The organism is Flavobacterium sp. ACN2 (assembly GCF_002303885.1).
GTDB lineage: Bacteria > Bacteroidota > Bacteroidia > Flavobacteriales > Flavobacteriaceae > Flavobacterium.
In genome coordinates this window covers 15,251-27,249 of sequence record NZ_MRCM01000001.1, presented here as the reverse complement: position 1 = coordinate 27,249, position 11,999 = coordinate 15,251, and the positions used below count along the sequence as shown (strand labels likewise).

Here is an 11,999-nt window from a genome sequence, read left to right as displayed (position 1 = left end):
TTCTTGATAAATGCGTAAATTGCATCAATGGATTTACAGCAGATTAAATATTTTTTGGCTTTGGCCCGCGAACTTCATTTCTGGAACACCGCCGGAAAAATGAATATTACACAATCGGCACTCAGCCGTCAGATTCAGTCTCTTGAGAATCAACTTGGCGTTCAGTTGTTTGAACGTAACAAACGCAATGTAAAACTCACAGCTGCAGGCCAATTCTTAAAAGAAAAATGGGAGGTCGAATTGAGTAAACTGGAGTTTATTCACCAATCTGCCCGCCAGATTCAGTTGGGGGAGAGCGGTACGATTACCATTTCTCATCCCGATTCTATTTCGGCTTCTCTTATGCCCGAAATTTTGTCGCGTATTTCAGAAGCTTTTCCAAAACTAAAAATCAAACTGGTTCAGGTGCTGTACGAGAATCAGCAGGATTTTCTGCGAAATTATAAAATTGATCTGGCGATTACCAGAGATATTAATAATGCTAAAGATATTCAATCTCAAAAAATACATACCGATCATTTGGCGGTTGTGGTTCCAGCAGATCATCCGTATCAAACGCCTGAGGATCTGACTAAAGAAACACTTGCGTCTCAGAAGTTTATTTTACCAACCAATGATGAAGGCAGCAGTTACAGCGATATTATCCGAAGATTGTTCCATTCTTTGGAGAACGCGCCAGAAGTATATCTTCATTCTGAATTTGGTTCTTCTATAATCGCTTTGGTTCGTAAGGGACTTGGAATCGCGATTTTACCCGATTCGTATGTCTTTCATGAAATTCCAGGAATCCGATTTATCAAATTACCACTAGAAACCGATTTATATGTCAATTGGAGAACCGAAGATCATAATCCTGTGCTTTCCAATGTTTTAAAATTGATTATTCCGTAAACATTTAAGCTCTCAACATTCCGATATGCGGAATTCCGTCTTCATCATAAACTTCTCCTTGTTCTACAAATCCCAAAGATTGATAAAACTTGGATAAATGGTATTGCGCACTGATTCGGATTGGACCTTTTCCAAATTTTTCTTCACATCCCGCAATCGAAGCTTCCATTAGTTTTACTCCTAAACCTAATCCGCGATGCGATCTTGCAATGACAACTCTTCCGATTGAAACTTCATCGTATGATACTCCTTTTGGAAGTAAGCGCGTAACACCTGCCAATTCGTTATCGACATAATACAATAAATGAAAACCTTTCTGGTCTTTATTATCCAAATCGAGATAAGGGCAGTTTTGTTCGACTACAAAAACGTCGCTTCTTAATCGAAGCATATTATACAATTCGTGATTGGTTAATTCGTCAAAAGATTTAATGGAATGGCTGAATGTCATTTTTTATTTAGGCTTTAATTTTTGACAAAGATAAAAGAGAGAATAATGATTAAAAATGCTATTTTTTTATCATGTGATGCTGGAATTGCATTAGTTTATTTAAATTCCAAATTTTAAATCCCAAATTCCAAACTGAAAACTTTGACAAAGTTATGTAGCAGTTTCTGTCAACAGTTTGTCATTCCTCGTTCCTCGGAATGACAAGATTGCGTGAATATTCTATGTGTTAGAAACTAGTTTCTTTCAATTTCCTTTTTTTGAGAAAGAATCCCGATAGCTATCGGGACTATGTGTTTAAAAACAAAAAAACTTTGTCAAAGTTTCAGACTTTGACAAAGTTGAGGATAATTGTAAAAAATATTTTTAGTGAGAAACGGCCTTTAACCCAACAATAGAACCAACCAATGTTGCCAAGAAAAATAATCTCCAGAAGGCTGCAGGTTCTTTAAAAACAAAGATACCAACTAACACAGTTCCTACTGCCCCAATTCCTGTCCAGACTGCATAAGCAGTTCCTAGAGGAAGCGTTTCTGTAGCTTTCATTAATAAAAGCATACTTACCGTTAATGATATAAAGAAACCAATATACCAATAGTACATTTCGGTTCCAGTAGTTGCTTTTGCTTTTCCAAGACATGATGCGAAGGCTACTTCAAATAGACCCGCGATGATTAAAATAATCCAGTTCATATAGTTAAAATTTTGTGATGCAAAGTTCTTTTATGGAAATCAGAAAAAATTTAACAAATGATAAAAAATGAAGTTATTTTATTTCTGCACGTATTCTGCTTAAACTGACTTGTGTAATTCCTAAATAAGAAGCAATATGTCCTAGTTGAACTCTTTGAAGGAGTTCAGGATGGTCTTTCATTAATTCCAAATAGCGTTCAGAAGCATTTTTGAATTGTTTAGAAATCAAACGTTCTTCGGTTTTTATCAATTCTTTTTCGGCAAATTTTCGTCCCCAATTGGCTATGTGAACATCTTCATTAAAGAGTTTTCTTAGGTTTTCTGTTTTAAGTTCGTACAATTCGCAGTCTTCCAAAAGTTCAATGGTTTCATAACCAGGCTGATCTTCAACATAACTTTTCATTGAAATGATGGTTTCACCTTCTTTTCCAAACCAAAAAGTAACTTCGTTATCTCTTTCTACATAAGCTCTTACTAATCCTTTCTTTATAAAATAAATATTCGATTCTACTTTATTGGCTTTTAGCAAAATGTGCCCTTTAGAAAATGCTATTTCTGTAACATTGTTTTGTAGAGCAAGTTTAGACTGCTCGGGAAGTTGGTGTATGTGATCGAGAATTTTGGAAATATCCATCAACGGAATTTTAGTATTTTGGAATAAAGGTAAAAAGTAAACGGTAAAATGAGTATTGGTTTTATAAAAAAAATCCCGTTTCAAAATAGAAACGGGACTTAAAAACAACCTCTGCGATGAGCTATTATAAACAGAAGCCATTTTTGACCAACATATAAACTAATTTATTCCTCCGCCTAAAGCTTTGTACAGCAATACTTGTGAGTTTGCATTTCGTAATTGGATATCAACAAAGTCCAATTCGGCCTGCAATTTATTTTTTTGTGCATTGATAATTTCCAAGTAATTAGCATAACCGCTCAAATACAAATCGTTTGAGACGTTTACGGCAATTTCGAGATGATCAATTTCGTTTAATTTATATTTTAAAACATCTTCATAAGCTTGATTTCTATGCAATAGAGCACTTAATTCGTTGAAGGCTGTTGTAACCGTATTTTGGTATTGCAGAAATGAAATTTCCTGTCTTCTGTTGGAAACATAAAATTCTTGTTTGATCTGTCCTTTGTTGAAAACAGGAGCTGTCAGTCCGCCCAATATCTGCCAAGCAAAAGAACCAGCATCAAAGAAAGTGTTGAACGAAAACGAATTGAATCCTGCATATCCGCCCAAATTTACAGTTGGGAAAAAAGCGGCACGAGCCGATTTGGCATCTGCATTACTGGCTAACAATTCGAAGTAAGCTTCAGATACATCTGGTCTTTTGTGAATGATAGAATCCACGCTGATTTTTTGGTTTAAAACCTCCAAATGTCCAGACAAAAAATCACTGCTTCTGTCAATTTTTCCGCCATATTCGCCTAAAAGTGTTAATAGCGCTTTTTCAGTCTGATCAATGCTTAACTTTAATTCTGACGCTTCGGCGTGAATGTTATTGTTTTGTGCATTAAACTGCTGTACAGCCAATTCTGTTGCTTTTCCGACCGATCTTTGTGCCGAAACAATATCAAGTGCTTTTTCTTGCGTTTTCAAGTTATTATCGTAAATCGCGGCTTGTTTGTCTAAAGCGATCAATTTGAAATACAAGTCAGCAACATCTCCTAAAAGACGTGTTTGAAGCAAACGCATTCCTTGCTGAGAAGCAAAAAATCGTTGTTGAGCTGCTTTTTTTCGATTGCTTAATTTTCCCCAGATATCAGCTTCCCAAGAAACTTTGGCTCCCAAAAATAGGTTAGGAGTAACATCTTCGTTGATTCTTTGTTTATCGCTAATATTTTGAGAAAAATTGGTATCAAAGTTACCAACTCCATCCATTGTATATTTTCCGTAATGTGTTCCAGAAGCATCGGCCACAAGATCTAAAGAGGGAAGAAGTGCTAGTTTTGCTACTTTTAAATGCGAATTAGCAATTAGTATTCTTTCCTGCATGATTAAATAATCAGGATTCTTGGTAATGGCTTTTTTTAATAGTTCCTCTAATTTGGGATCTTTAAAAAATGTCTCCGTTTTTAACGGAATAAAAGGCTGAGCCTCAGTTGAAGCTTCTTTTTTCTCCCTATCAAAATTTTCTGGAAGCTTTGCTGCGTCTAGTTTGTTACTGACTTTTGGTGCCGAACAAGCCGTTATAAGTAAAACTCCAGTTATTACAATGGCGCTTTTGGTTGTCCTTATCATATCAGTATTTTTATATTGATTTAATATCTCTTTCATTGTTTAATTTATTTGTTGAATCTTCTGTGCTTTTTTTTATTTAACACATAGAAACATAGGTTTTCTTTTTTTTGAAAAGGGAGTTGAAAGAAACTAGTTTCTAACACATAGCCTATGTGTGCTTATGCTAGTGAAACGCCTTTTTTACGCTTTTTAAATCCTATGAATCTATGTGTTTAAAAAATTACGCATTAAGATTTACTCATTCGTTTTTCCAATTTTGCAAACAGTATGTAAAGCCCAGGAATAATTAAAAGACCAAACACAGTTCCAATTAACATTCCTCCCGCAGCTGCTGTACCAATCGAACGGTTACCAATTGCACCTGCACCAGAAGCGATACACAACGGAATCAATCCTGAAATAAAAGCAAAAGAAGTCATCAAAATTGGTCTGAAACGAAGTCTCGCTCCTTCAATTGCCGCTTCCACGATATCGCGTCCGAGTTTATTTTGTGCCATCGCAAACTCAACAATTAGGATGGCGTTCTTGGCGAGCAGACCAATCAGCATGACGAGTGCTACTTGGGCATAAATGTTATTATCAAGTCCGACCATGACAAGTGCAATGTAAGAACCGAAAACTCCAACCGGAAGACTTAATAATACAGGGAACGGAAGCAATAAACTCTCGTATTGTGCCGCCAGTAATAAGTATACAAAAAGTATACAAAGCGCAAAAATGTAAATCGTCTGGTTTCCTGATAAAATCTCTTCACGCGTCATACCAGACCATTCCAGTTCAAAACGGCTAGGAAGTTTTTCTGCTGCAATTTTTTCAACAGCAGCAATGGCATCTCCAGAACTGTAACCTTCAGCAGGTTCACCGTTAATCATAGCCGACATGTACATGTTGTAACGAGTTAAAACCTCAGGTCCGTAAACTCTTTCTAATTTGATGAAAGTAGAAAACGGAACCATTTCGCCAGCTTCATTCTTCAGATACATATCCAAAATACTTTCTGGATTTTGACGGAATTGCGGACTTGCCTGTACCATTACTTTATACATTTGAGAAAAACGAATAAAATTGGTTGCATAAAAAGAACCTAACATGGTTTGTAAAGTCGACATGGCATTGTCTACCGAGATTCCTTTTTTGGCCGCCAAATCATAATCAATATGGATTAAATACTGTGGAAAAGTGGCATCAAAACTCGAAAATGAATTCTGAATTTCTGGCGAAGCATTTAATTCTTTGATGAATTCTTTGGTCACTTTATCGGTATTGGTAATACTTCCTCCAGATTTATCCAGTAAACGAAGCTCAAAACCGCTGGTATTACCAAAACCTGGAACGGTTGGTGGCGCAAAAATCTCGATTTGTGCATCGGTAATGTTTTTGGTTTTTTCTGTAAGTTCGGCCATAAATTCGGTAACCGAAATATCACGTTCGCTCCAGTCTTTTAAGTTGATCATTCCCATTCCGTATGAAGCTCCGGCGATTTCAGTTACAATACTGTATCCAGCAAGAGTTGTTACGTTGTCTACACCTTTAATTCCGCGAGCAATTTTAGTCACTTCGTCTAGGGCTTTTTCAGTACGTTCTACCGTTGCCCCTTGTGGTGTTGTAACACTTACGTAAACCATACCTTGGTCTTCAGTCGGGATAAATCCAGATGCCAAAAACTTAGTTGTTCCCCATGTTAAAATACAGAATAGCACTAATATACCAACTGTAACGGTGTTACGATCAGCAAACTTCACCAATACTTTGATGTATTTTGAAGTAATATTATCGAACCAATGGTTGAATCTGTGGAAGAAACGATCTAAAAGCGATTTTTTCTCTTTATTTGGATCGTGTGCTTTTAACATAATAGCGCAAAGGGCAGGAGTAAGGGTAAGGGCATTAATACCCGAAATCACAATACTAATAGCCATTGTTAAAGAAAACTGCCTATAGAAAACCCCAACTGGACCACTCAAGAAAGCAACCGGAATAAATACCGCAGCCATTACAATAGTAATCGCAATAACGGCACCTGTAATTTCTTTCATGGCACTAATGGTAGCTTCCATTGGCGACATGTGTTCTTCGGAGATTTTTACGTGAACGGCTTCGACGACGACAATGGCGTTATCTACCACGATTCCGATGGAAAGTACTAAAGCGAAAAGCGTTAATAAGTTGATCGAGAATCCCATCATCGACATAAACGTAAACGAACCAATAAGCGCGACAGGAACTGCCAATACTGGAATTAAAGTAGATCTCCAATCTTGAAGGAAAAGGAAAACTACAAATGCTACCAAAATAAAGGCTTCAACTAATGTTCTCAATACTTCATGAATAGAAGCGTCAAGGAAACGCGAAACGTCGTACGCAATGTTGAATTCCATTCCAGGAGGAAAAGAAGACCCTTTCAATTCTGCCATTTTTTCTTTTACGCTCGCAATAACTTCAGAAGCATTCGAACCCGGACGCTGTTTCAACATGATTGATGCCGAAGGTTTTCCGTCGGTTTTAGAAACCATTCCGTAACTCATCGCACCAAATTCGATTTTCGAAATGTCTTTTAATCTTAAAATAGTTCCGTCTGAATTGGCTCTTAGCGGAATTTCTTCATATTGTTTTGGCTCGAAGAATTTTCCGCCATACTTAATTACATATTGTAATTGATTGTTCATTTGTCCTGAACCTTCACCGACTTTCCCCGGTGCAGCAGAAATGTTTTGTTTTTGAAGTGAATTAATAACTTCATTTGCTGAAATATTATACGAAAGCATCTTTTCTGGATCTAACCAAACACGCATCGAATATTCTTTCTGACCCATGATTTCGGCACGTCCGACACCATCAATACGTTTTAATTCCTGAAGGATATTAATATCGGTAAAGTTGAAGATAAACTGTTCGTCTTGAGTTTTGTCGGTACTTGTAATGTTCAAGTACATCAACATACTATTTACCTCTTTTTCGGTTGTAACCCCAGCACGAATTACCTCTTCTGGAAGTTCGTCCAGAATCGTGGTAACCCTGTTCTGCACGTTTACAGCAGCCAAATCGGGATCGGTTCCTACTTCAAAGAAAACCTGAATTAAGGTCAAACCATCGTTAGAAGTTACGGTTGACATATACGTCATTCCGGGTACTCCATTTATGGCTCTTTCTAACGGAAGGGCGACGGCATTGGCCGAAACCTCTGCGTTTGCTCCTGTATATTTTGCTGTAACGGTTACAGACGGTGGTACAATGTCTGGGAATTGGGTAATGGGAAGCTGAAACAACGCCAGCAATCCCAGAAGGACTATCATAACCGAGATGATTAATGACAATATTTTCCTTCTGATAAATAACTCTATCATTTTAAATTTTTTAGATAAATAATTAAATAACTGTTTTACAAGTCGATAACCTACATTTGTTTCATGTTGATTTTATCGCCGTCTCTCAATGATTGCGTACCTTCTTGCACAATTAGGTCGTCGCTTTTTAGACCTTCGTTCAAGATATACACATCATCTAGAGTCGTTTCGATTGTAACATTCGTCATTTTAACTACTCCATCTTTGTTCACGCGAAAAACGTATTGTTTGTCCTGAATAGAAAAAACAGCTTTCTGCGGAATTAAAATTGCATTGGTTTTTGGCTCTGAAATAATTAGTTTTCCAGAAGTTCCGTGTTTGATAAATCCTTGCGGATTGTGAAATTTTGCTTTGTATTGAATAGAACCTGTTTGTTTGTCGATATCTCCATCAGCAGTTCTTAATTCTCCTTTTTGATCATAAACTTGTCCGTTTGGCAATACCAATCTAATATCGCCTTGCGTGTTTAAGGTTTTATCCTCCATCATTTGGAAATAAGTGTTCTCAGGAATTGAGAAATAGGCGTACACATCGTCCAATTGAGAAACAGTAGTCAATAATGAACCGTTTTCTACTAAACTTCCTTCCTTAAACGGAATACGGTCAACTGTTCCGTCAAATGGCGCGCGGATAGTGGTAAAGCTAATTTGTTGGTCAATTGCTTTCTTTTCTGCAGCAGCGTGGGCTACTTTAGCGGAAGCGGCTTCATATTTTGCTTTAGATAATTCTAATTCTTTGTCTGCAATTACTTTTTTATTGAAAAGGGTTTGAGCCTGTTCTAGTTCTACAGTTGCTATTCTTAAATCGGCTTTTGCACTTTTGTAAACGGCTTCGGCTTTTAGAAGTTGAATCTGAAGTTCAACATCGCTTATTTTAAAAAGGATTTGCCCTTTTTTTACTTTTTGTCCTTCGCTAACGTATACCTTGTCTAACAAACCAGGAATACGAACGTGAATTTCTACATTATTTTTAGCATGTACATCGGCAACAAATTTGCTCGAAACTATAGTGTCTTTTAAAGTAACCTTATAAACAGGAAACGTTTTTATGTTGTTTGAATCTTTTTTTGATTTATCTCCGCACGAGACTAAAACGAATAAAGCCAACGTGCATAAAAGAAATGGATTTTTATAAATGCTCATCATTAGGTTTAAATTTTTGAATAAATAGATTTTCTCCCTTGATAATAAATATCGGGAGTATGAATTTGGATTCTGTTTTCGAAAACAATCGAAACAAAAAATAAAAATGGATTTCGGATGCTTATCTGTTAGAAAAGTACCGTTTTAAGAATGTTTTTATAGCAATAAAAGCTCTATTGCATAAGCAAATGAGTATTATATAGAAATATAAAAACGACAAAAATTTAAAGCCTAGAAAAGCTGATACAAATGAAGATGAGGATGTCTTTCGATGTGGTATATTGAAGCTATACCATATATTAAAGTCTCTTTATAGACTTTGAAGTTGACTAAATTGCAAAAATACGGAGCTTTGATCGTACTTTGTTCCAAAGTAGTCGCTCTGCATTTCATTTTCTTTTTGAGCTTGTAATGAACTTCTAGATTTTTAGAAGAAGAGAAGTCAGAAGAAAAAATTTGCGTATCGTCTGCTGCAACACTATCTAAGGTAATGCAGTTGCTTGCACTATAAATTGGCGAATACGTCTCGGTACCTCTAAAAAAAGAAAGCAGCGATAGTAAAACGACATATATGAACTTGGTGGGTTTCATTTACAGTAGAGCAGATTATATAATTTTGTTCCTTAGAAAGAGGGAATATATTTGTTTAAAGTGCGCCAAATATAGTAATTTGAAAAGTAAGGTTTCTTAAAATTTTTCTAAAAACCGTAAGATTTAAAAATTTGATAATATTTGAAGTTGGTTTTTAAGGTTTTGATTTTTTACTGGGTTCCTTATTAATAAGTTAGTATCGATTGGATTTTGAGTATTAAGTAAAAGAGTAAACTTTTTTATCTTTGCGCTATAAGAATATAAGGAAACAAACTTTGTTTCTCATAATAAAAAGAATACCACGTGAATTATTTAAAGCTTTTTGGAACAAAATTAATGCTATTGATGAGTATAATTAGTTATGGACAATATCTAGAAAAATTAATAAAAGAAAACATTGCAAAAAGAACCGATACTTTGGTTCATTTTAAAACAGACTCGCCTTATAATTACATGCCTGTAACGATACTTTCTGGAAAAGAAAAAGGACCTGTTTTTACCATTATTGCGGGAATACATGGTTTTGAATATCCGCCGATTACAGCAGTTCAGGAATTAATCAAAGAAATCGACCCGAAAAAGTTGAAAGGAACTTTGATTGTGGTTCCAATTGCCAATGTTGGTTCATTTTATAAAAGAACCCCATTTGTAAATCCGTCAGACCATAAAAATCTGAATAATGCTTTTCCAGGCTCAGAAACAGGAACTATTACAGAACAAATTGCTAATTATATCACGAAACAGATTATTCCTCAATCGGATGTTTTTTTGGATATTCATGGAGGCGATGCCAACGAAGATTTGCTTCCTTTTGTGTGTTATTACAATAATGCATCAGAAGAAAAGAAAACGCTTTTAAGCAGTAAACTTTCAGAGATTTCAGGAATCAATCATATTGTTTCTTATCCGTATACGATTACGAAAACCGAACCTGCAAAATATGCTTTCAAACAAGCTTCTCAAAACGGAAAAACAGCTTTAAGTATCGAAGCTGGTAAATTAGGAAATGTGCAGACAGAAGCGGTACATTTGATCAAAAAAGCAGTTTATAATATGCTCAATTACATGGAAATGTACGGCGACGGAATAGCTTCTGTGAAAAATCCATCAGCCGTTTATTTGAACAATCAGGAATACGTAAAAGCAGAAGTTGCTGGAATTTTTAATAGCACTTTAAAAAGCGGAGATTACATAAGAAAAGGCGATAAAATCGGATTTTTTTCTAATGAATTTGGAAAGGTTTTAGCTGAAATTAAATCACCCGCAACTGGAATTGTTTTATATAAAATAGGAACTCCGCCAGTGAATAAAGGTGAGACTGTTTTTTGTATTGGATATTAGAAAAACTTGAAAGATGATTAAAGCATTAAAAGTAACTGCAATTAGTTTTTTTTTTATTTTTGAATTTATGCTTTTCGCAAGAAAAAAAAAGCAAAGGATATAACATTTGAAATAGTTGACAAAGTTTTAAAAAACAATAGTTATGCTAAATTGTTGATTAGTAATAATTCATCTTATAATTATTATCTTCCAATTTTAAACTCTCTTGACAGTGAAAAATGGAATTTTATGTTACCAACAAATGAGACGAGTTTCTTTTTAGTACATATGATTAAATAAGTTGAAGCAGTTAAATTATAAACTTTATAATTTGGATATTGAATCGAATAGAGTAAATTTAATTTTACAATAAGTAGATCAGTTTTTCTAGTTTTAGAATTGTCTAACACGGCATTTTTCGCGGCGCTATACAAAGAGTTCTAAATTCGAATTAAAGAGCTGCGCTGGCGCAAAATCAGAGACATTTGCGCAGCAGTAGCAAGGAAGACTTCAGAGAGCTGGGTTTTTGGAAAATTAAATTTACAATATAAAGGTAATAATCAAGTGAAAATAATGGATGACTTTTACGATTTTAATTTAGAATTTTCAAACCCATTAAAAGTATCTGAGTTTTTGTCTCCTAGAAATATTTTTACAGGAATTGCACAACTTTATGCTGGTAAAGGTACAAGCTTTACTTTTAAATTTTCAGGCCTTAACACAATTAAAAATAATTCGGTAAAAGTTGCGCCGCAATTAAGTTCATATAAACAATATCCATGAAAAAATTAGTTTTAATATCCTTAGTATTCGCTTATGGTTGTAATATGTCAGATCAAAATTTCGAGCTTCCTTGTAATTATATATTTGTAAAGGAAGGAGGGCATAGTAATATTGTATTGCAAAAAAACAAATTAATAATTGATAAAGGAGCTGTTGATTTTAGTTTCGACGATAAATTTATTTTTTTCTCTGTTGACAATAACTCATCAATGGAACCATATAAAGTTCCTAAGGAAAAATTGACTTATTACATACATGATATTAATAAAGATACCCTATCAAAGCCTTTGAATTATAATTTTATCAGGAAATTCATGATTAAAAATAGTGTTAAAAAGCAAAATAATATTCTTGTAAAATAATAAATTATTAGTTTTCCCGCTCTGCAAAGAGTTCTTAAATAAAAAAGGCCCCTTGCTCTGGAAAGAGTACCATATTTGAATTGAAAAGCTGCGCAAATGTCTTGACTTTGCGCAATTTTTTTGTGTTTAGAAATTGCAAACGTGATTTTTCATGATTTCATCTCAAATAAATTTTAA

At 34.9% G+C, this 11,999-nt stretch carries 11 protein-coding genes; 4 read left to right on the top strand and 7 right to left on the bottom strand.

The window, feature by feature from the left end:
• Positions 1-27 precede the first annotated feature (27 nt).
• On the top strand, positions 28-891 hold the full coding sequence (locus BSF41_RS00115; RefSeq protein ID WP_095927506.1) for a LysR family transcriptional regulator: 864 nt from the start codon (positions 28-30) through the stop codon (positions 889-891).
• A gap of 4 nt (positions 892-895) precedes the next feature.
• Here BSF41_RS00115 and BSF41_RS00110 read toward each other — a convergent pair whose 3' ends face one another.
• The 7 genes from BSF41_RS00110 to BSF41_RS23585 all read right to left on the bottom strand — a co-directional run bounded on the left by BSF41_RS00110 (position 896) and on the right by BSF41_RS23585 (position 9,357).
• Positions 896-1,342: a GNAT family N-acetyltransferase gene (locus BSF41_RS00110; RefSeq protein WP_095927505.1), complete on the bottom strand. Its 447-nt coding sequence runs from the start codon at positions 1,340-1,342 to the stop codon at positions 896-898.
• 363 nt (positions 1,343-1,705) lie between these two features.
• Entirely contained in the window at positions 1,706-2,032 is a 327-nt protein-coding gene (locus BSF41_RS00105; protein ID WP_026728926.1) for a multidrug efflux SMR transporter, read from the bottom strand.
• A 73-nt stretch (positions 2,033-2,105) separates the two neighbouring features.
• The gene (locus BSF41_RS00100; protein WP_095927504.1) at positions 2,106-2,666 is read right to left on the bottom strand and encodes a Crp/Fnr family transcriptional regulator; all 561 of its coding nucleotides are present in this window, start codon (positions 2,664-2,666) and stop codon (positions 2,106-2,108) included.
• A gap of 159 nt (positions 2,667-2,825) precedes the next feature.
• Positions 2,826-4,316: a TolC family protein gene (locus BSF41_RS00095; protein ID WP_095927503.1), complete on the bottom strand. Its 1,491-nt coding sequence runs from the start codon at positions 4,314-4,316 to the stop codon at positions 2,826-2,828.
• A 191-nt stretch (positions 4,317-4,507) separates the two neighbouring features.
• Complete coding sequence (locus tag BSF41_RS00090; protein WP_095927502.1) at positions 4,508-7,624, bottom strand: efflux RND transporter permease subunit; 3,117 nt, start codon at positions 7,622-7,624, stop codon at positions 4,508-4,510.
• 50 nt (positions 7,625-7,674) lie between these two features.
• On the bottom strand, positions 7,675-8,769 hold the full coding sequence (locus BSF41_RS00085; RefSeq protein ID WP_253251736.1) for an efflux RND transporter periplasmic adaptor subunit: 1,095 nt from the start codon (positions 8,767-8,769) through the stop codon (positions 7,675-7,677).
• A 228-nt stretch (positions 8,770-8,997) separates the two neighbouring features.
• A complete protein-coding gene (locus BSF41_RS23585; RefSeq protein WP_141248100.1) occupies positions 8,998-9,357 on the bottom strand; it encodes a hypothetical protein in 360 nt (119 codons plus the stop codon).
• A 345-nt stretch (positions 9,358-9,702) separates the two neighbouring features.
• On the opposite strand from BSF41_RS23585, the gene BSF41_RS00080 reads away from it, so the two are divergent.
• From BSF41_RS00080 to BSF41_RS00070, 3 genes are all read left to right on the top strand, one after another.
• Positions 9,703-10,698, top strand: coding sequence for a succinylglutamate desuccinylase/aspartoacylase family protein (locus tag BSF41_RS00080; protein ID WP_253251735.1), 996 nt, complete (start codon positions 9,703-9,705; stop codon positions 10,696-10,698).
• A gap of 552 nt (positions 10,699-11,250) precedes the next feature.
• A complete protein-coding gene (locus BSF41_RS00075; protein WP_095927500.1) occupies positions 11,251-11,460 on the top strand; it encodes a hypothetical protein in 210 nt (69 codons plus the stop codon).
• Positions 11,457-11,822 carry a hypothetical protein gene (locus BSF41_RS00070; protein WP_095927499.1) on the top strand — a complete coding sequence of 122 codons (366 nt, stop codon included), beginning with the start codon at positions 11,457-11,459 and terminating at the stop codon, positions 11,820-11,822. The genes BSF41_RS00075 and BSF41_RS00070 overlap by 4 nt, the downstream gene beginning before the upstream one ends.
• Positions 11,823-11,999 lie beyond the last annotated feature (177 nt).